The organism is Lysinibacillus sp. NPDC047702, from assembly GCF_050272555.1.
Classification (GTDB): domain Bacteria; phylum Bacillota; class Bacilli; order Bacillales_A; family Planococcaceae; genus Lysinibacillus.
In genome coordinates this window covers 122468-142381 of record NZ_JBNNMG010000001.1, presented here as the reverse complement: position 1 = coordinate 142381, position 19914 = coordinate 122468, and the positions used below count along the sequence as shown (strand labels likewise).

The 19914-nt window shown below is 36.4% G+C and carries 21 protein-coding genes and 2 other annotated features; of the genes, 6 read left to right on the top strand and 15 right to left on the bottom strand.

All coding sequences use genetic code 11. The features are described from left to right. Positions 1–52 precede the first annotated feature (52 nt). Together ACQKIM_RS00770 and ACQKIM_RS00765 are read right to left on the bottom strand one after the other, a co-directional pair. Positions 53–490, bottom strand: coding sequence for a DUF1801 domain-containing protein (locus tag ACQKIM_RS00770; protein ID WP_427537584.1), 438 nt, complete (start codon positions 488–490; stop codon positions 53–55). A gap of 295 nt (positions 491–785) precedes the next feature. Continuing rightward, positions 786–1280: a DUF1648 domain-containing protein gene (locus tag ACQKIM_RS00765; RefSeq protein ID WP_427537581.1), complete on the bottom strand. Its 495-nt coding sequence runs from the start codon at positions 1278–1280 to the stop codon at positions 786–788. Positions 1281–1593: 313 nt separating this feature from the next. Between ACQKIM_RS00765 and ACQKIM_RS00760 the strand changes: the two genes are divergently transcribed. Then, the gene (locus ACQKIM_RS00760) at positions 1594–3288 is read left to right on the top strand and encodes a methyl-accepting chemotaxis protein (RefSeq protein ID WP_427537578.1); all 1695 of its coding nucleotides are present in this window, start codon (positions 1594–1596) and stop codon (positions 3286–3288) included. 78 nt (positions 3289–3366) lie between these two features. On the opposite strand, the gene ACQKIM_RS00755 is transcribed toward ACQKIM_RS00760, so the two are convergent. Next, a complete protein-coding gene (locus ACQKIM_RS00755) occupies positions 3367–3951 on the bottom strand; it encodes an HD domain-containing protein (protein ID WP_427537575.1) in 585 nt (194 codons plus the stop codon). Between the two features lie 216 nt (positions 3952–4167). Continuing rightward, positions 4168–4404: a binding site (T-box leader), on the top strand. A 95-nt stretch (positions 4405–4499) separates the two neighbouring features. On the opposite strand from ACQKIM_RS00755, the gene ACQKIM_RS00750 reads away from it, so the two are divergent. Beyond that, positions 4500–6071 (top strand): 2-isopropylmalate synthase, encoded by a 1572-nt coding sequence (locus tag ACQKIM_RS00750; protein WP_427537572.1) that lies wholly within the window; start codon positions 4500–4502, stop codon positions 6069–6071. Between the two features lie 49 nt (positions 6072–6120). Here ACQKIM_RS00750 and metG read toward each other — a convergent pair whose 3' ends face one another. The 7 genes from metG to rsgA form a co-directional block, all read right to left on the bottom strand. After that, on the bottom strand, positions 6121–7755 hold the full coding sequence (metG, locus tag ACQKIM_RS00745; RefSeq protein ID WP_427537569.1) for a methionine--tRNA ligase: 1635 nt from the start codon (positions 7753–7755) through the stop codon (positions 6121–6123). A gap of 59 nt (positions 7756–7814) precedes the next feature. Next, positions 7815–8071: a binding site (T-box leader), on the bottom strand. A 130-nt stretch (positions 8072–8201) separates the two neighbouring features. Further along, the gene (locus tag ACQKIM_RS00740; RefSeq protein WP_427537566.1) at positions 8202–8849 is read right to left on the bottom strand and encodes an NIF family HAD-type phosphatase; all 648 of its coding nucleotides are present in this window, start codon (positions 8847–8849) and stop codon (positions 8202–8204) included. 108 nt (positions 8850–8957) lie between these two features. Further along, entirely contained in the window at positions 8958–9956 is a 999-nt protein-coding gene (locus tag ACQKIM_RS00735; protein WP_427537563.1) for a DUF4179 domain-containing protein, read from the bottom strand. Beyond that, a complete protein-coding gene (locus ACQKIM_RS00730; RefSeq protein ID WP_427537560.1) occupies positions 9949–10482 on the bottom strand; it encodes a sigma-70 family RNA polymerase sigma factor in 534 nt (177 codons plus the stop codon). Before ACQKIM_RS00730 ends, ACQKIM_RS00735 begins: the two co-directional genes overlap by 8 nt. Before the next feature lie 96 nt (positions 10483–10578). Then, a complete protein-coding gene (gene fosM, locus ACQKIM_RS00725; RefSeq protein ID WP_427537557.1) occupies positions 10579–11001 on the bottom strand; it encodes a FosM family fosfomycin resistance protein in 423 nt (140 codons plus the stop codon). Positions 11002–11011: 10 nt separating this feature from the next. After that, positions 11012–11347: a hypothetical protein gene (locus tag ACQKIM_RS00720; protein ID WP_427537554.1), complete on the bottom strand. Its 336-nt coding sequence runs from the start codon at positions 11345–11347 to the stop codon at positions 11012–11014. A gap of 62 nt (positions 11348–11409) precedes the next feature. After that, positions 11410–12483: a ribosome small subunit-dependent GTPase A gene (rsgA, locus tag ACQKIM_RS00715; RefSeq protein ID WP_427537551.1), complete on the bottom strand. Its 1074-nt coding sequence runs from the start codon at positions 12481–12483 to the stop codon at positions 11410–11412. Between the two features lie 394 nt (positions 12484–12877). Here rsgA and ACQKIM_RS00710 point away from each other — a divergent pair, with 394 nt between their 5' ends. Together ACQKIM_RS00710 and ACQKIM_RS00705 are read left to right on the top strand one after the other, a co-directional pair. Beyond that, positions 12878–13960: a type III polyketide synthase gene (locus tag ACQKIM_RS00710; RefSeq protein WP_427537548.1), complete on the top strand. Its 1083-nt coding sequence runs from the start codon at positions 12878–12880 to the stop codon at positions 13958–13960. Position 13961: 1 nt separating this feature from the next. Next, entirely contained in the window at positions 13962–14504 is a 543-nt protein-coding gene (locus tag ACQKIM_RS00705) for an isoprenylcysteine carboxyl methyltransferase family protein (protein WP_427537545.1), read from the top strand. A 21-nt stretch (positions 14505–14525) separates the two neighbouring features. Here ACQKIM_RS00705 and ACQKIM_RS00700 read toward each other — a convergent pair whose 3' ends face one another. Beyond that, a complete protein-coding gene (locus ACQKIM_RS00700) occupies positions 14526–15719 on the bottom strand; it encodes a GTP-binding protein (RefSeq protein ID WP_427537542.1) in 1194 nt (397 codons plus the stop codon). 169 nt (positions 15720–15888) lie between these two features. Here ACQKIM_RS00700 and rpmG point away from each other — a divergent pair, with 169 nt between their 5' ends. Then, positions 15889–16038, top strand: coding sequence for a 50S ribosomal protein L33 (gene rpmG / locus ACQKIM_RS00695; RefSeq protein WP_025113659.1), 150 nt, complete (start codon positions 15889–15891; stop codon positions 16036–16038). A 79-nt stretch (positions 16039–16117) separates the two neighbouring features. Here rpmG and ACQKIM_RS00690 read toward each other — a convergent pair whose 3' ends face one another. The 4 genes from ACQKIM_RS00690 to ACQKIM_RS00675 form a co-directional block, all read right to left on the bottom strand. Continuing rightward, positions 16118–16882: a hypothetical protein gene (locus ACQKIM_RS00690; RefSeq protein WP_427537539.1), complete on the bottom strand. Its 765-nt coding sequence runs from the start codon at positions 16880–16882 to the stop codon at positions 16118–16120. Positions 16883–16896: 14 nt separating this feature from the next. Further along, entirely contained in the window at positions 16897–17181 is a 285-nt protein-coding gene (locus tag ACQKIM_RS00685; protein ID WP_427537536.1) for a hypothetical protein, read from the bottom strand. Beyond that, the gene (locus ACQKIM_RS00680) at positions 17174–17746 is read right to left on the bottom strand and encodes a hypothetical protein (RefSeq protein WP_427537533.1); all 573 of its coding nucleotides are present in this window, start codon (positions 17744–17746) and stop codon (positions 17174–17176) included. The genes ACQKIM_RS00685 and ACQKIM_RS00680 overlap by 8 nt, the downstream gene beginning before the upstream one ends. 152 nt (positions 17747–17898) lie before the next feature. Further along, positions 17899–18537, bottom strand: coding sequence for a hypothetical protein (locus tag ACQKIM_RS00675; protein ID WP_427537531.1), 639 nt, complete (start codon positions 18535–18537; stop codon positions 17899–17901). A 244-nt stretch (positions 18538–18781) separates the two neighbouring features. Between ACQKIM_RS00675 and ACQKIM_RS00670 the strand changes: the two genes are divergently transcribed. Then, positions 18782–19914 (top strand): hypothetical protein (locus ACQKIM_RS00670; protein ID WP_427537528.1); only part of this gene is annotated, 1133 nt, incomplete at its 3' end.

Here is a 19914-nt window from a genome sequence, read left to right as displayed (position 1 = left end):
TGAATAGCTTCATTTGCTTGTCCCTGAAACATTAAAAAGGTAGTGGCACTTTTCATTTTGTCAACTCTCCTTCATATTTTGTAATCCATTGCATCGGTGTCATTTTCGCAACCAGTTCTCCAATTAAATCGTACGGAATATTTTTTGTATTTGTAAAACGAATACAGCTCTTTCCCATATTGAGTTTTGTTGATACACGCCTTGCATACTCTTCTTGAAACCAAGACAATAACACCTTATCTGTATAAAGACCCATATGATAAACAGCTAAATGACGTTTTTGTGCGGCAAGGCTAATGAAAGGAAGTGGTGTATTTGGTGTAACATGATAACCCTTAGGATACGTTGATAATGGGACAACATAGCTAATCATGTCATAATTCATTGTGCGTTCAAAGCCTTCAGGTAAATTTGTTTCCACCACATCTGCTAGCTTTGCAAAGCTTTCACGCCATTTTTCATCCACTTGCTCGATATATGTGTGCGTCATGCTCAGCCTCCTTTCTAATATAGTTATTTTGTACACAAACGTCTCGCTCAATCAATGCAAATTTGAAAAATCCCATAAAAGATATCATTTCGAGTCGCACTTCTTTATTACCCTTTGTGGATAAATTTAAAATGAAATATATTTTGTAAATACGATACCATTTTATTACTAGAAATGACAAAAGAAATAGTACGATTATATGGTGCACCTCTAACTTTCCACGCCATTTTTTATCTCTTATAATTTGCATACAAAAAAACGCTCGGATTATTCCACAAGCGTTTGAGTGCATATACTATTTTATTTTAAAAGTCGCTACTATGCTCTTAATTATCGGTATAGCTGTTCCCAATAACACAATCGGAAGGAACCACCAGCCAAGAGTTTCTATCTCCCCAATAGCAATTCGAACCATCTGAAATGATATTGCAGCAAAGATAATTAAACAAATGTTTTTTATTTCATTTAAAGTCTTACGGCTATTTAAATAAAATGCCTCAACATTATTTTCGTTTAAACGTGCTGGGTAATTGTGCATATGCGGAGCCCTTTCAAGCAGACTCAATAATATCCAGAGGAATATTCCAATAAACGGAAGAATAAACAGTTCTATTTTTGAGCCCCAACGATCCACTTCTCCTGCACCATTAAAATGGCCTGGAATCTCTTCAGGTATTTCACCCCACATGATAAAAATATAAAGGATGGACAGTACAAATATTCCACAACCAATAGAGTCCCATAGCTTTTCAAACTTTGTTTTTGGCAATTTCAAAATTGGTCTATACACCTTCTCACATCCCTAGTCGATTCTTTATTGATTCTACGTCACTACAGCACATTAAGTTTCAAATTTATGAGGATTGTCGTATTTGTTTATGTTCTATCATTAACTATCCGCTTTTGATACAAGTTAAGTACGTATTATTTCTATATTTTTTATCATTTTCTCTACAAATTACTTCCTTATTAGTTTTATTAATTAACGTGAAAATACTCTTAATACTTTGTAAAATTCATATAATCTGATATAAATGGTATATATACATATTTCATTTTTTTGTAACATTTATACTAAATTACTGAGAAAGGAAACTTCAACTATGCGATTTACTATCTACAAGAAATTAATACTCGGTTTTTTTATTGTTATTTTGGTTTTAGTTGGCACAATCGGGTTAAACATTAAACAGCTTAATTCCGTTAATCAAACATATCGTGTGTTACTTGAAGAACAAACTACTAGATCTATCAGTATTCAGGAGCTTCGAGCGATTGCGAAGCAAGAAATTGTAAGCCTAAGAGGGTATTTATTACTTGGAGATAAACAAAATCTTCAAGGCAACAATGAATCACGGGAAGAATTCAAAAAGAAATCAGAAGAGTTAATGGCATCTTTCTATACTAATGAATCTATTGAATTATTAGAGGCTATCAATAAAAGTGAGCAAAATGTCCAGCAATTCGCAGATCGCATGTTTTCCTTAAAGGCTGCTGGAGAAACAGAACAATACGAAAAGCTTGATAGTACACAGGGACGACTGATTATTAAGCAATTCGATGCACGCGTAGAAAACCTTGCCAATTATCAAAGTGAGTATATAGATGGTAAAATCGCTGCGACAACTAAAGAAATTCAATCGATTAAATTTCAAATGATTATACTTGGGGTGTTTGCTGTTGTCATTAGTCTGATAATTGCTATTACCATGGGTAGTCTTATTTCTCGACCTATTAAAGGGATGGCTAGAGCAGCACAAAAAATTGCCGAGGGTGATTTAACGGCAGAGCAAATTCGTATAAAGAATCGTGATGAGGTTGGTGATTTAGCACTTGCCTTCAATCAAATGGCTCTAAATTTAAAGGAACTCATTACAAATGTTCGTCACAATACTGTACAGGTAAGTGGCTCTGCTGCTGAATTAACAGCAAGTGCAGATCAAACAATCCAAGCAACAGAGCAGATTACTTCCTCGATACAGGAGGTAGCAAGTGGCTCTGAAGCTCAAGGTAAAAATGCTACTGAAAGCTCTGAAGCTATGAAAAATATGACAAGAGGCATTCAGCAATTGGCAACGACTACAGCTGCTGTTTCTGAGCTTGCAATGAAAACGAATGCTGAGGCTAACAAAGGTAATGATTCGTTACTCCGTGTTATTACACAAATGGATACAATTCAAACAGCCGTTTTAGAATCTGCGGGCGTTGTCAAAAACTTAGGGAACCACTCTGTAGAAATAGGTAATATTATTGATCTTATTACAGATATTGCAGAGCAAACAAATTTACTGGCATTAAATGCTGCAATTGAGGCAGCTCGTGCAGGAGATCATGGTCGCGGATTTGCTGTTGTTGCGGATGAAGTAAAAAAATTAGCAGAGCAATCTAAGCAATCTGCTGAACAAATTGCTAGCCTCATTTCCGAAATTCAGCATGATACAAATCGTGCGGTGTCTGTTATGGATACTGGTACACAAGAGGTTCAAACCGGCATACAAGTTGTAAAGGTAGCTGAGGAGGGCTTTTCAAAAATTGTTGAATTGATTGAACAGGTTTCCAAGCAAATTCAAGAAGCAACGACCGTTTCAGAAGAAATGTCTTCAAGTGCGGAGCAGATTTATACATCCTTCGACGAAATAGCAACAATTGCACAGATGTCTTCTTCTAACTTACAAAATGTAGCCTCTGCCTCTGAAGAACAGTTAGCCACAATTGAAGAGGTTGCTGCCTCTGCCGCTACACTTTCAAATATGGCTGAGGAATTACAAACTCAAGTTTCACGCTTTAAAATAGAATAAAATACCAAAAGAATCTGCCCGTTTTCTACATTGGTAAGTTGAAATATCTACTTCCCATAGAAAACTAGCAGATTCTTATCATTTATTATCTGCCTGAATTTTTTCTACTCCTTCTGCCTCAATGATATCTTTTAACTCGTCTAACACATCATCAAATTCTGTATGTCTACGTAGTAAAAATACCATTTCACGCTCAATCGGTAACCACGTTTCGATAGCAGCTTCATTGTGCTGAATTTGCGCTTCAAGTTTATCTAAAGCATTTGCTACTTTTGCTTCATACGTTTTCTTATGCTCAAATTCAAACCACAAATCATAAAATTGCTGACCTGTATCATTGCCTAGCAAACTTCTAATTTTTTCGATTGCTTTGATTTCATTTTCTCTCTTTTGTTCCTTTGCCCTTATATCATTCATCGTATCAAAGGCGGGAATATCGGTTGCATACACCTCCACTAAATCATGAATAATAATCATTTTTAATAAACGTTCGCTATTCACTTTTTGCGGTAAGTGTTCCTCAATAGCCATTGCCATTAATGCTACCCGCCATGTATGCTCGGCTACACTTTCCTGTCTCCCATCTGAAAGCCAGCTATGACGCAGCTCGCGCTTTAAGCCTTCTGCTACATGCAAAAATTTTAATGTGTTCTGTAAATCCATTAATGTATCCCCCTTTTGTACTTTATCCCTATATTTCTATAGCATATATTAGAATTTTTATTAACTCACGTAAATGGCCGTTCATAATGGAAATAAACCATTTCGCTTTATTCTAAAATAGGGATATTTCGAAAACGATTAGACAGAAAAAAATTAATTTTTAGAATATTATTGACAGATTCACAATATCCAAGTATGATTGCTTTCAACAACACATTGTAGGCCAAGATTGGAAATAGTAGAAGTGCCTGTGTACTTGTAGAGAGCCGATGGTTGGTGAAAATCGGTAGACACACATTTTGAACTCGTCCATGAGCTACTCCCTGAACTTAAGTAAGGGATGTCGGTTTCCTCCGTTATTGGGATAGACAGTGATAGCTGTCGATAAGGGGACTTTTTCTGTAAAGAGAAGGTCAATTAGAGTGGTACCGCGAGCATAAACTCGTCTCTATTTTTAAATAGAGACGGGTTTTTTTATTTTGATTTAAACGATTTTTGGCCTAAATGTAGCTTTTTGAAAAAGACAATAACAAAAGGAGTGTTTGAAAATGGGAAGAAAAATTTGGGTGTTTGATACAACTTTACGTGATGGCGAGCAAGTGCCAGGTGCAAAATTGAATTTATATGAGAAAGTAGAGATTGCACAGCAGCTCAAAAAATTAGGCGTCGATATTATCGAGGCTGGTTTCCCTGCTTCATCACAAGGTGATTTTGATGCAGTAAAAGCTGTTGCACAAAAGGTAGGAAATACAAATGACATTATGATAACGGCCTTAGCACGTGCTGTACAGGCAGATATTGATGCTGTTTATAATGCTGTCAAATATGCTGAAAACCCTATGATTCATATGGTGCTTGGAACTTCAGATATTCACGTAGAGAAAAAGTTTAGTAAATCCAAGGATCAAATACTACAAATTGGTGTAGATGCTGTCAAATATGCAAAAACTCTTTTACCACAAGTTCAATATTCAACAGAAGACGCTTCTCGCTCAGATTTCGAGTATCTTTGGAAAACAATCGAGGCTGTAATGAAGGCCGGTGCAACGATGATTAATGTACCAGATACAGTTGGCTTTGCAGAGCCCGAAGAATTTGGTGCAATGATTTATAAGTTAAATGATCGTATGAAAAACTTAGACGATAGCGTTTTACTAAGTGTACATTGTCATAATGATCTTGGGATGGCAACAGCTAATACACTTGCTGCCATTAAAAATGGTGCAGATAAAGTAGAATGTACAATTAACGGTATCGGTGAACGTGCTGGTAATGCTGCATTAGAAGAAGTTGTTATGGCACTAAAAACACGCAGCGCTGTTTACAATGCTGAAACACGTATTAACACAAAAGAAATTATGAATACATCTCGTCTTGTTTCAAGCTTTATGGGCTTAGACGTCCAAGTGAACAAAGCGATTACTGGGGACAATGCTTTTGCTCATTCATCTGGTATTCACCAAGACGGTTTGCTAAAATCCCGTGATGCTTACGAAATTGTCCATCCAGAAGATGTAGGCCTTGATGATATGGAATTAGTCCTTACAGCTCGCTCTGGGCGTCATGCGGTGAAAAATGCACTTGAAAAGCTTGGTTTCTCAAATCTTTCCACGGATGAATTTGAAGGAATCTTCGAAGGCTTCTTGAAGCTTGCTGATGCGAAAAAAGAAGTCTATGATCACGATTTATATGTAATTGTTGAAAGCTACTATGAAAAGCATGACGCAAACAATGCGAATGCCACTCATTATAGCGAGCAGTTCTTCGACTTTGACGATTTACAAGTCGTCAGCAATGCAAACTTCCCTTCAGCAAGTGTGAAGATTCGTAAAGGTAGCGAAGTATTTAAAGCGAGCGCAGTAGGCTCAGGTCCAATTGATGCCTTATATTCAGCCATTGCAGAAATTACAAATATTGATGTAAAGCTTGTAGAATATAATATCAACAGTGTATCTCGTGGGAAAGAGGCACTTGGTAAAGTAAAAATCACAATCGAGCACGAGGGTGAAAAATATATTGCCAAAGCCGCAGATACAGATATATTAAAAGCAAGTGCACTGGCATACATCAATGCTATTAACAGTGTTGTTGTAGCTAAATTAACACCCGTGATGAACTAATTGTCAAAAGCAGTATGACAAACTTTCTGTCGTACTGCTTTTGTATTTTTTATTGACTGTCCTTCACAAGCTTTTGAAATTCTTCTTCTATCAGCTCAACATCAAGACGTTCAAACAGTGGTGTCACCTCGCTAATGAATGCTGGAAGCTCTACCTGCTCGTACCACATTAGCTCACGTATACCTAACATTTTTCTTACCTTTTCAGCCGAAAATGGTAAAAAGGGATGTAATAGCTGACCGAGATTCGCAATAATATAGACACATGTTGCAAGTGTTTGATTTCCTGCTTCTACATTGTCCTTCACCTGAAGCCAAGGTTGCTGTTCGTCAAAATAGCGATTGGCTGCACGAATATATTCGAAAATAGCCTCTAATGCTAGTTTGAAATGCCCCGCCTCAATAAGGTTGCTCACCTCATTAAACAATTGAATTGTTTGCTTTCGAACGTTGCCATCTACCTCAGCTTGTGGCACCTGCCCTTCAAAGGATTTTTCAATAAACTTCAACGTACGATTAACAAAATTGCCATATGCACCAAGCAGCTCTCCATTATGGCTATAAATAAATTCCCGCCAAGAGAAATCCGTATCACGGTTTTCTGGAGCATTCATTGTTAAAAAGTAACGAATCGAATCCGCATCATATCGACTTAAAATATAAGGCACCCATACCGCCCAATTTTGACTGGTTGATAATTTTCGTTTTTCTAGCGTCAAATATTCATTCGACACAATATGTGTTGGTAATGCCTTTGCCCCTATTCCCATTAGAATGGCTGGCCAAATAACAGTATGGAATGGGATATTATCCTTACCATGTACATAATATGAGATTGTTTCTTCATTCCATAAATCCTCAATAGCTATTTGATGCTGCTTTGCCCATTCAATGCTTGCAGTTAAATAACCTGCAACCGCTTCAATCCATACATATATTTTTTTACCTTCAAAGCCCGGAACTGGAACATCAATGCCATTTGGTAAATCTCTCGTCACTGCACGGTCCGGAACGCCTTCAGCCAAGTAGCGCTCTGTTAGCCCAAGGGCATTATCACGCCAGCGTTTTTCAGCCTTCGCCTCTGCTAAATATGTGTCCAATCTTCCTTGAAATTGACTAAAGGCAAAATAAAAATGCTCTGTTTCTCTAATAATTGGCTCATTGCCACAAATTTTACAACGTTTATCGATTAAATCGAGAGGATCTAAAATTGTGGAACAGTTATCGCACTGATCGCCACGTGCCTTTGCACCACAGTTTGGACAAACTCCCTCTACAAACCGATCTGGCAAGAATTGTTTGTCTGTTTCACAATAAGCCTGCTCAATTTTCTTTTTATATAAAAAATTATTTGCAAGTAGCTGTAAAAAAATGGCTTGTACAGAGTTATGATGATGCTTAGCATCTGTACGGGTATACAAATCATAGGTAAATCCTAAATCATTAAAGCATCGTGTAAATTCCTCATGATAATGATTAGCGATAGCCTCAGTAGTTGTGTTCTCCTGTGCAGCGCGAATAGAAATTGGTGTGCCATTACAATCACTCCCTGACACATATAAAACCCTTTCGCCCTTTTGTCGGTAATATCTAGCCAAAATATCACCTGGTAATAGTGCAGCAACATGCCCTAAATGCAAAGAACCATTTGCATATGGCCAAGCGCCTCCAATAACAATTGTCATTCTAAATTGCTCCCCTCACATAAATAAAAATGGATAAAAAAAACGCCCTAATCAAAACTGATTAGGACGAGTATACCCGTGTTACCACCTATATTTACAAATAGCTCACACTATTTGCCTCTATCAGTACGTCTCATCTATGAGAGATACTGCTGCTGTTATAACGAGTGCCTATCTCGTCGTAATCTACTTGCCAAATGCTTTCGGTACGAAGCTCAAAGGTCATTTTCAAAAGGGTTCATTTACCTCATTTCCACCAACAGAGGCTCTCTATATAATGCTGATCCAATTTACTTTTCCTTCTCAATGCTTTTCTATTAGGTTGGCACCATTTTACGCTTTCTTCTTTAGAAATGCAATAAATGTCGAGAAATGACTGAAAATTTTCGATAAATCGTTTATTTTTCTCGATAAAATGAAAATATTGGGCGATAAAAATTTATTACTTAAGCTAATTGAACTTGTAATAAATCTTTTAGGTCATCAATGACAATATCCGCCCTTTGTAGCTCTTTCTCCTGGGCGAAATCAAAACGTACCCCAATTGAGAGCAGCTGATTATCATGGGCAGCCTGAATATCAGAAGAACGATCTCCGACAACCGCTCCTTGCTGAATACTATTTTCTACAATTACTTTTCTTACCAAATCTGATTTATGACCACTTGCAATAGACTGGATACTGTATGTACCTTTGATAAAACGCTCCAATTGATAGGTTTCCACTATTGCTTGTAAGTACTCCTTCTGTCCATTGCTGGCTATGTATATCTTATAGTGCTCTGCCAAAGCAGTAAGTGTTTGCTCTGCATTTGGATATAATGCACCCTTATTATTCCGTATTTGCTCAATCAACTTAACATGGAATAATGCATTGCTCTCTTCACGTATTGCCAAAGAGTGCATTGGACATAACGTTTCCCATACAACAGGTAATGGCACTCCCATAATTTCTCGATATTTTTCAATTGGCGTATCTCCCTGCCACACGCCCTTATCTCGTAACACATCAAACGTCGCAGCAAGTGCAGGCTCTAAAATTAAATTGGTTTGAAATAAAGTTCCGTCCATATCAAAAATAATAGCTTTTGTCATAAAGCCACCCCCTATAATATTATGAACGATTTCTCCACTTATTTTGTTTCGCTTTAATATTATATAATCCCCCTCTAGTTCTCTAAAAACTAAAGGAGGATCATTTTTTTAAGGTTCTAGGGGTACGATCATTTCTAATTCCTTTATTTGTCTCCAATAACCTTGCTCATCATTCTTACCTGGTTTAAGTGTAAATGATTTTGGCATTTTTTCCATAGGAGGCAGTACAAGAATAATATGATGTCCATAATCCTTGGTCGCCCCCATTTGCATATTCGCCCTATCGTATAACTTCCCTTCACTATCTGTTACCTCAAACTCAAAAAATGGCCATTGATCATTTCTATCTAATTCACCTGGATAATCTACTAGAACATCTATACGTGTCGATAGTGGTGTAAATGATATCTGTGCAACGTTTAACTTATATAGTCCATCATAAGTATTAGATTTTATATTTGGAGAGAAAGTGATAACTTCTTCCTTTAATTTTTCAAGTGTAAAATCCACATGCCAATTACCTTTGTAGCCAAATAAATCGTTACCATCTAATGCAACTTCAATTTTATCCCCATATATATCTGCATTGGATAAAGTTAATTCATGATGCTCAATAATTGTGTTTTTATCAATATCATTTTGACCTGTAGAGCCCATTGCAACATCTATTGGCTCCCCATTGACAGTTAGCGTATTGGTACCTACAACCTCCTCTTGTAAAGAAACACCATTCTGCCCTGTATATGTGACCGTAACTAATAATCTATTCCCATCATATACCGCTTCTTTAACAGTCATTGTAAGGCCTCCATGCGTATCCTCTTTACCTATTGTTGTCATCAAGTGTTCTTGTTCAATCTTTTTAGCTGCAATATCCCCAAATTCAGCATAAATGGCTCCAATATAAGGTACATTAGCTAATGCAGTCGCTATTGTGGGAGAGAAAAATCCCGAACCTAGTAATGCTATACATAATCCACAGGCAATAAGGAGAGGTTTTAGAATTCTAATATTCAGCTTCTTCCTTTTTGCTGCTCTTATTGCCGCCTGCTCTCTCATCATCAATTGTTGAAGTGGAATATTGATACGATTATTATCCTTACTCATACAAGTAGCCCTCCCTTAAAATTGGTTTTAACTCTTTTTTAGCTCTGTTAATATAGGACTTCACTGTTCCTTCAGGACACCCCAGCATTTTTGCAATCTCTTTGATAGTAAAATCATGATAGAAGCGTAACCACATAATTGTTTTATATTTGGCATCTAATGTATCAATTGCCTCTTTTACATCTAATGAATATGCAATGTTCTTCATATTTTGATTACCAGCTATCTCTGCAAAAAACTCCTCATCTCCTGAAGTGAATTTCCTTGCATCTTTTCTAATAAAATCAATAGATTTATAAACCGCAATCTTAATAATCCATCCTGGAAAACTGTTTGGATTCTTTAATGTTTTCAATGTTGTATAGGCTTTATAAATAGACTCTTGATAAATATCAAGCGCATCCTGCTCATTTCGAACATACGAGTAGGCAGTACGATATAATTTTTCACGCATGAAAGCAATCAACTGCTCAAATGCTTCATCATTCCCCCTTTTTGCGCTCTTAACCAATTTTTCTATATCCACCTAATCTCCTCCTTTTGGCTACACTTTAAAGTCGTTTGAGAAAAGGGAAACGTTGCAAAAAAAATAGATGCCCTCTTCTTACAGAGAGACATCTATTTAATCAAAAAATTCCATATGCAGCTTTTCCATCTTATAGTAATTCAATCGATCCTGTAAAGTTCCTGTATGAAATTCAAATTTATGACCATCTGGATCTGTGAAATAAATCGACTTTTTATCTCTGTCATCTCGTTCTCTGCCCTGTAAAATATTCACCTGATAGCTTACTAGCTTTTCATACATTTTTTCAAAATCAGCCTCTTCAATAGAAAAGGCTATATGTGTATAGGATTGATGGATTTCCTGTCGTGGTATATCTTTTTCTACATTCAGAGCAAGCCAAAGCCCATTCAAATCAAAATAAGCAGTGCTGTTTCCTTTAACTAATAACTTAGCATCGAAAATAGTTTCATAGAACGCGATTGACTGCTCTAAATTCGACACCGAAAATAATAAATGATTAATGCCTTGTATAGTCATAATTAAGCCCTCACTCCATGGTTGACAAAAGTTTAGCACAATGACAAATATGTGCGATACTCTCCTCATCAGTTGTATGTAGTTTTCTTTCAAAGCCTTTTAACGAACCCTCTACTTTATATGTATCAGCATGCACATCTACACTAACAGTCATATATGTCTTACCTTTAGCGTGTATAACTCCTAGCACCTTGCCTGCTTCAGCATCTATTACTGGAAAAGCATACTTTGCACCCTTTGAAACAAAAAGCGTTTTGCCAGCAGTTACTTTTTTTGCTCGTCCTAATAATACTGTACCAATAATGGTAATGATGACTGCTCCTCGAAACCATTTTTTCTGACTCAACCTTATTCCCTCCTAAAAAACGGAACACAGATACATCAAAAACTATCTGTGTCCCTCTAAAATTATTTCTTTTTTCCCTTTTTTAAACCCTTCGCAATTTGCTTCCATTTTCGTTGCTCATCAAGCCTAGCCTGTGTATTTGTCTTGCGCTCCATAAAGGCAAGCTCCTTCTGCAACTTAAAGTAGCTTTGAAGTCGAGATTGCTCAAGCTCCCCATCTGCTATCGCCTGCTGTACAGCACAATTTGGCTCCTTTTGATGTGTGCAATCTCGATAATGACAAGCTGCTGAAAGCTGTTCTATGTCCTGAAAACTAGAAGCGAGACTATCTCCTTGATCCCATAATTGTAGTTCACGCATTCCCGGCGTATCAATTAAACACCCACCACCAGGTAGTACCACTAACTCACGATGTGTTGTCGTATGACGCCCTTTAGCATCATCCTCACGAATGCCAGATACTTTCATAAGCTCTTCGCCACTCAGCATATTTGTCAGTGTAGATTTTCCTGCACCTGAAGAACCAAGCAAAGCTCCTGTCACACCATCTGTAAATAATGCACGAATATCCATTAACCCCTCACCTGAATAGGCACTTGTTACAAAAATATCTACACCGAACGCTACAGACTCAACATCTCTTACCTTGTCTGAAACATCAGCACATAAATCAGCTTTTGTTAGTACAATAATCGGTTTTGCTCCTGAATCCCAAGCAGCTACTAAATAGCGTTCTAAACGTCGAATATTAAAATCTGCATTTAAGCTCATAACAAGCAGCACAATATCTACGTTTGATGCTACAAGCTGTTCCTGTATTTCCTGCCCCGCCACCTTACGTGAAAAGACAGATTTCCGTTTAAATAATTGATGAATAATAGCCTTTTCTTCACCAGGCATTTTTTCTACTAGAACCCAATCGCCCACTGCTGGAAAATCCTCGCGTGCTAATGAAGTATACGCAAAATGTCCTGCAACTGTTGCTAGCCACTCGCCTTCCTCTGCTAATACACGATATGAATGCTTATGCTCTAATGTAACCCTTGCTGGTGTACAATTCTCTAGCTTAGCCTGCTTCTTATATTCAATCATTTGCTCTTCAAAATATGTGTTAAAACCTAATGCTGTTAAATTCAATTTAGTTTCCTCCTAAAAGTGCATATCAATTTCACCTTGGCCTAATTACGTCCAGATTTTGAAAATCGGTGACATCCACCAAGTGAAGATAAAAAAACCTTGTATCTGCGCAATTCGGCAGTTACAAGGTTTCACAGACACATTTAAGAGATACACAAATAACCCTTATAATAAAAAGGTCACATTGTATAATTTAGGCGTGTGAAATTGAACAAACCGAATTGCAGTTCGCTAAAAACAGATCTATTCATCATGTCACATCACCTACTTCCAATTTAATTGTTTTTAATATAGCGGAATCTTCCGAAAATGTCAAATGCAATCTAATAAGCATGTATCCCCTTCCTCCTTGCATACAATGAACAAAACCACTATTAACAAAGGAGTTGTTGAATTGTCAAAAGTCATTTCTATCAGTACATACCAACCACCGTACACATTACAACAGACAAACGCGGAGGAATTAACGAAGGAGCTTTTTTATGCGAAAATCCCAAAATTAGAAAGATATTTAAAAGTATTTGAGAATGGTGGTATTGCAACACGTCATTTTTGTGTACCGCCAGAATGGCATAGGACTGATCATACCTTTGAAGAACGCAACGATTTATATATTGAGCTGGCAACACAATATAGTGTATCTGTTATTCAAGCATGCTTACAGAATGAAAAATTTTTAAAAACGCCCATTTCGCCAGAGGACATTGATGCTATCATTTTCGTCAGTAGTACAGGCATTTCAACACCAAGTATTGATGCTCGAGTGATGAATCAGCTACCTTTTTCAGACAGACTTAAGCGTATACCACTTTGGGGACTTGGCTGTGCTGGTGGTGCCGCTGGTGTTAGTAGAGCCTATGATTTTTGTCTTGCCCATCCAAAAGCAAAAGTTCTTGTCGTTTGTGTGGAGCTTTGCAGTTTAACCTTCCAGCCAAATGATTTTTCAAAAAGTAATTTAGTCGGTGCCTCACTTTTTGCAGATGGCGCAGCATGTATCCTTGTCTGCGGAGATGATGCGAAAATTGAAACAAGAATGCCGACACCTGCTATCATAGCAACCGGCTCCAAATGGATGCCAGATTCAGAGAATGTTATGGGCTGGGATATTAAAAATAACGGCCTGCATGTTGTTTTCCAAAAAAGTATCCCCGCTATTATCACTAATTGGCTTGGTCCATTCATTGAGCAATTTTTAATGGATCAGGAACTTTATAGTGAACAGCTTAATCACTTCATTGCACATCCTGGCGGTAAAAAAGTTTTAAAGGCTTATGAAGATACACTTTATTTAGCACCTCAAAAAACCGACATTTCTCGGGAAATATTAAAAAAACATGGAAATATGTCATCTCCTACGGTGCTATATGTATTGGAGCAATTTATGTTAAATGAAGGACAAGTGGAGGATACTGGTTTGCTCGTCGCTCTCGGCCCTGGCTTCTGTGCTGAAGCTGTATTACTAAAATGGAGGGAGTAGCATGATTTTTTATATTATCCTGATTATCGTTATTCTACAAAGATTGACAGAGATTTTTATTGCTAAGCGCAATGAAAAATGGATGTTGTCACAAGGTGCATATGAAGTCGGTGCCTCTCATTATCCCTATATGGTTACAATGCACATCAGTTTTTTCCTATTTTTAATAGTAGAAGTCGTCACCAATAATAGTGGTATATCGCCCTTATTTCCGTTATTTTTCTTATTATTTATTGCTGTGCAGACATTACGTATTTGGTGTATTCATTCACTGGGTGCTTTTTGGAACACAAAAATTCTAATCCTTCCTGATGCTCAAGTTGTACGCAAAGGACCTTATACATTTATGCGTCATCCAAACTACGCGGTTGTTTGTTTAGAGATTCTGCTGCTACCTATTATGTTTAAAGCCTATTTTACAGCGTTTTGTTTTACACTTTTAAATATCACTATGCTATCAGTACGCATTCCCATTGAGGAAAAAGCATTAAGAGATGCAACAAATTATAATCATGTATTTGAAAAGAAGATTTCGGAGCCCTAGCCGAAATCTTCTTTTTTTTGTTTATTGCCATTCCCAATTAAAGGGGTCCTGTAAATTTTCCCATGGTTTATTAAGCTCGTCCTCCGTTAATAAACAAGCATCTAACTCTGAAATAATCGTCTCTTTATCTAAATCAATCCCAATAATCACAAGCTGTGTCATGCGATCTCCAAACTCATCATCCCAATCCTTTAGAACCTCAGGACTTTGAGAGAATACATCCTGTTGCTGCTCCTTTGATAAAGCGGCTACCCAATAGGAAACCGGCTCTATCTTTGCTGATGACCCAGCCTGTGACAGCAATAATGCTACATCCTGATGTCTAGCACTCCAAATAATTCCCTTTGCTCGTACAATCGATTGTGGCATATGATCACACCACTCGACAAAACGCATTGGATGGAAAGGCCTTCTACGATTATAGGTGAAAGAAGAGATGCCGTATTCCTCTGTCTCAGGTGTATGATTTTCATGACCAAGCTCCAATTCCTTTAACCACCCAGCAGACTCTGAAACCCTCTCAAAATCAAAGCGTCCTGTATTGAGAATTTCTGCTGGCTCTATTACACCATTCACTGTACGAATTAGCTTAGCTTCAGGTTGTAAAACACGTAAAATGTGCTCTAATCTTTCAAGCTCAGCCTCTGATACTAAATCACATTTATTTAGAATAAGGACATCACAAAACTCAATTTGATCAATGAGCAAATCCGCTACATCTCGGTCATCTAATTCTCCCACTGCCTCCTTTCGCTCTAAAAGACTTTCACCTGACTGAAAATCATGCCAGAATCGATTAGCATCAACAACAGTCACCATCGTATCAAGCTGGCAAAATTTTGTTAAATCAATGCCTAGTTCCTCGTCCAAATAGCTGAATGTTTGAGCAACTGGTATTGGTTCACTAATTCCTGTAGATTCAATTAAAATATAATCAATATTGCCGAGCTTCGCGAGACGCTCAACCTCCTGCAATAGATCTTCACGCAATGTACAGCAAATGCACCCATTGGATAACTCAACAAATTTTTCCTCTGTACGTGAAATACCACTTCCATTTGCAATTAATTCAGCATCAATATTGATTTCACTCATATCATTTACGATAACAGCTACACGCATATTTTTTTCATTTTGCAGGACATGATTCATCATTGTCGTTTTACCAGAACCTAAATATCCACTTAAAACAGTGACAGGGATTTTTTTTGTCATTTATACAACTCCTTAAATCGTAATCATTACTATTTGTATTTTGTAATTAAACCATAGTGAAACAGAAATTGCAATTCTTAAAATTTCATGGAGATCCATTATTGACATACATACTAAAAAATTATATTGTATAAAGCGTAATAATTACGATTTAAAAGGAGGCAATTTTATGCGTGTACAAATAACATTAGCCTGTACCGAAACAGGTGATAAAAATTATATCACTACAAAAAACAAACGAAATAATCCTGAAAGATTGGAGCTTAAAAAATATTCACCTCGTTTGAAAAGAGTTACATTGCATAGAGAAACGAAATAATATAAAAGACTGTTTCAAAAGTAATTACTTCCTTCTTTTGAAACAGTCAAGCAAGCCTATTATAGATTAAATCTCCTCCCTATTGCTTAATTTCATTCAATTTTATTTCTGTAGCGAGCTCATTCAATTTCTGCTCTAGGTCATCAAGAATGCGTAATTTATGCTCCACCTGATCTTCAAAATCAATAGATTGAGCCAATACTTTATTTACCTGAGCATCTAAATGTATAAGAGCATCGTTCTTCATCATCGTTCTTTCTTCTAGTAGATTAGTAGTCGAATTATGTCTATTTATATGGTCTAATTTTTCCTCAATCTCTTTCATTAAATACTGATTAAGATTATCAGCATGAGCTTGCTCTAAACGTGAATTTTCAATTGCTTCAATGGCTTTTTGTATTTGTTGACTGATACCTTTTGCAAAATCACTCAACTTATTTTCTAGCCCATTCGCCGAATTTACAGACAATAATTCATCTTGTTTGTCTTTTAATGATTCCTTTAGTACCTTATTTTCCGCACGTAGTTCCTCTTTTTCCTTTAATAATGCTTCAATTGAAGATATTTGTTTTTTCTTATGCTTTTCTATTGTTTGAACATGATCATAGTAGTTCTTTTTTGCTTTCTCAAAGTCTCTCTTCAGCTTTAATAGCTCCATCGACAGTTCCTTTTTTTGATTTGTTAATAGGACATTTTCTCGTTCAAATCTTAGTACTAATGAATAATAATCACTATCTCTCAGTCTTTTAACCTCATTTTTATATTTTGCTAAATCAGCCCTTAAAAAAACAATCATTTTCTGGAGCTGAATGGGATCATTGTTTTCCACAATATCATTCTCCACATTTGGTTCTCCTTTCATGAAAATTTTCCAAGCAAACTCATTACCTCCTCAAATTGCTTCTTACTTTCTTCTAAAATTTCATCAAGCAGCTTAACCAAATGTATGCCAAATTCATCACTTTTCAATTCTTCCTTTTTTGGTTTTTCCCCAGATAATAAATAGGCAATAAGTAGATTTAACGTTCCTTTTTCAAGGAAAGCAAAGCTATTATTTTTGTCACTATTATAACTAGATAGATTTGCTAGTTGTTCCTTTATAAATTGTTGTGTGACATGCTCTATTTTTTCGAATTCACTCATTATTCTCCTCCTGTGTTCGGCTTATTCCATTAAGATTAATAGGGTTTAACACAACCGCACCATCTTGTAACTGATCACAATAGGTAAAACCCATAATACTTCCTGAATAAGATAGGTTATGTGACCATTTAATTTGAAAATTGGTAAAGGATAATGTTTCATTTGGCTCTAATGTTGTTTTCCCTATTGGTCTAAGCCAAAATTCTTCTTTGCTGGCTTGATCATTGATTCGCTCCCAGCTACTATTTCCTTTTAAATTTGGAGCAAAATGTTCATATACGTACCTACCGGAGAAGGAAAATGGAGAGTCTTCGGGTAGCTTTATGCACAAATATGGATTTGTAATAGGCTGATTGCCTATATTACGAATATGATAGGAGCCCAAACATAAACTTTCCTGTTCAGTATCATAAGAAATATTGAATGAAGAAGTAAAATAGCTTATGACATTGACAGGTTCTAGAATTGTAAGCTTCTCAACCATTTTTTTAATCTCATGAACATAATGAGTCGTCTGTTCTTTGAGCTCATTTATTTTTTCTTCCACCTGATTGACACCTGTCATAATTTTTGTCCTCCCGTTTTAAATATGTAATAAGCAAATTCTGTTGCCTCTAAATCAATTACACCTCGGCAAAATGTGATATCCACTAAACAAAAAAAAAGAGAGGATTACCCTCTCTTCAAGATATGTGTTTTTCTTTTTTATTAGTACTATTATCCACCTGTTGGGAAAATAATAGGGCATTGCTGTGGACGAACTACACCCGGACATGTGAACGGTAATTCTGCTCTTGGCTCGCAGAAAGTCGCTAAGAATTCCACAGTAACTGGGAATGTAGATTGAATACTTTGGCATACAGATACAGTAATAGTTAATGCAGAAAACGTAATTGCACCTGCACCAGCTGTTAATGTTCCAGTTGTACATACGAAACAATCTAAATCTGTGAATAAAATTTCTACATCTGTACCTTTTGGTGCACATAATGTAACTTGTTCACAACGAGAAAGCGGAATATTATTGCTTGTAAACATAGTGCCGTTCGGTAAACAAACAACTAACGTAAGAACAAAATTCTTTTGAATATTTAAATGTTGAAGACATACAGTTGAACCATCAATGGAGAATTGGCGATTCTCACGGTTCAGGATAACTATAGGGTTAGTTGCTGATGGAACTACCTTACATGTAACTACAGCACCTGTTAAATTAGTCGTTGGCGTTACTCCTGGAAAAGTAATTGGTCCAGTAGGGGAAAAATCAAATGACATTTCCTTTACAATCCAGTCAAATACCTTATCGACGTTTATACAAATTAGTTCCTGCGCCTGGGATGGCATAATATCTTGCATCCTATTGACACCTCCATAAAATTTTTATCTTTCGTTTGTAGCATATGTTTTTCAGCTATAAGTGTATGGGCTAAATTAATAGTTCAACTCCATATTTAATAAAAATTTACGTATTCAGATACATCATTTTATTCAAAGCCCATTTATTCAGGGATATTTTAAAATGTTTGGGAGGACCGGTATATTTGTAACAGAAAGTAAATATTTTTAATAAAATATTAATGGACTGAAAGGGGTGAACTACATGGAAAACTCAAAATTGTACTCCACTCAAGACATTGCAAAACTGAAGGAAAAGATTGAAACCTATAGAGAAACGTTAACTTCATTAAAAATGGGAACTTCTATAGAAGATTATCTCTTTATGAAAAAGGAATTTGATGGGTTAAAAACACAAATTGCACATTTAGAGGGACTAACAGAGACATTAGATGATAGGCAAAATTCACAAATCAAAGGCTATGAAGAACAAATAAAACAACTCTCCACTCAAATTGAGCTTCTAAATCGAACTATTGAAGAAATGAATCAAGAAATATTAATCGTTTTAAAAAAGCTACTTACAATGGAAGTTAATGAAGCTCCAGCACCTACAACTACACCCAGTATTGAAAAACATTCTCCTTTAATATCTAATGTTGTACAAAGACAGCCTAGAATTGCAATGGCTCAAGATCAATCGACATCTACCTCGAAACAACCATCTTATAGGTTACTACAAAATCTGGCAGGAAAAGCGACCAATAAGCAATTAGATTTGAATCATAACATCCTATCTTCTGGAGCTGAACATCAAAGAAATATACCTGAAGAACGCCATTTTAATCAACATTATTTTCAATCCGTGAACACGCATCCGGGCCAAATATATAATGGTCTTTATCGAAATACCAACACAGAATCAACCTTCCATTTTAAAAATGCTTCTGATACAAAGCAAATTCCGGTAAGTATTTATGACTCTACTACCATCAATTCTTCTATTATAGATGAAACAAAACCTGAAATAATAAATCAGCCTGTCGTCTTGGAAACACCTGAAGTGATGACTGCATCTGAAACTCTTAAAGCATCTCAAGAAGTAAATGAGTCAGTTACTCTTGAACGACCTAACGTAATAAATGAGGAACCTGTTATTCTTTATCCATCTCAAACAAGGAATGAACCTGTTGTTGTCAATTCTCCTGAAACTATGAAAGAGAAGCCTTTAGTTCTCTATTCATCTGAAGCTGAGAATAAGGAGCCTATCGTTTGCGATTCTTCTGAGACAGTGAATAAGGAAACGGTTGTTCTCGATTCTTCTGAAACAGTGAATAAGGAAACGGTTGTTCTCGATTCTTCCGAAACAGTAAATAAGGAAACGGTTGTTCTCGATTA

Bases quoted from the DNA above. Each gene is read 5' to 3' on its own strand.
- ACQKIM_RS00770 (WP_427537584.1), bottom strand. From the start codon at position 490: ATGACGCACACATATATCGAGCAAGTGGATGAAAAATGGCGTGAAAGC.
- ACQKIM_RS00760 (WP_427537578.1), top strand. From the start codon at position 1,594: ATGCGATTTACTATCTACAAGAAATTAATACTCGGTTTTTTTATTGTT.
- ACQKIM_RS00755 (WP_427537575.1), bottom strand. From the start codon at position 3,951: ATGGATTTACAGAACACATTAAAATTTTTGCATGTAGCAGAAGGCTTA.
- ACQKIM_RS00750 (WP_427537572.1), top strand. From the start codon at position 4,500: ATGGGAAGAAAAATTTGGGTGTTTGATACAACTTTACGTGATGGCGAG.
- metG (WP_427537569.1), bottom strand. From the start codon at position 7,755: ATGACAATTGTTATTGGAGGCGCTTGGCCATATGCAAATGGTTCTTTG.
- ACQKIM_RS00740 (WP_427537566.1), bottom strand. From the start codon at position 8,849: ATGACAAAAGCTATTATTTTTGATATGGACGGAACTTTATTTCAAACC.
- ACQKIM_RS00735 (WP_427537563.1), bottom strand. From the start codon at position 9,956: ATGAGTAAGGATAATAATCGTATCAATATTCCACTTCAACAATTGATG.
- fosM (WP_427537557.1), bottom strand. From the start codon at position 11,001: ATGACTATACAAGGCATTAATCATTTATTATTTTCGGTGTCGAATTTA.
- ACQKIM_RS00705 (WP_427537545.1), top strand. From the start codon at position 13,962: ATGATTTTTTATATTATCCTGATTATCGTTATTCTACAAAGATTGACA.
- ACQKIM_RS00700 (WP_427537542.1), bottom strand. From the start codon at position 15,719: ATGACAAAAAAAATCCCTGTCACTGTTTTAAGTGGATATTTAGGTTCT.
- rpmG (WP_025113659.1), top strand. From the start codon at position 15,889: ATGCGTGTACAAATAACATTAGCCTGTACCGAAACAGGTGATAAAAAT.
- ACQKIM_RS00685 (WP_427537536.1), bottom strand. From the start codon at position 17,181: ATGAGTGAATTCGAAAAAATAGAGCATGTCACACAACAATTTATAAAG.
- ACQKIM_RS00680 (WP_427537533.1), bottom strand. From the start codon at position 17,746: ATGACAGGTGTCAATCAGGTGGAAGAAAAAATAAATGAGCTCAAAGAA.
- ACQKIM_RS00675 (WP_427537531.1), bottom strand. From the start codon at position 18,537: ATGCAAGATATTATGCCATCCCAGGCGCAGGAACTAATTTGTATAAAC.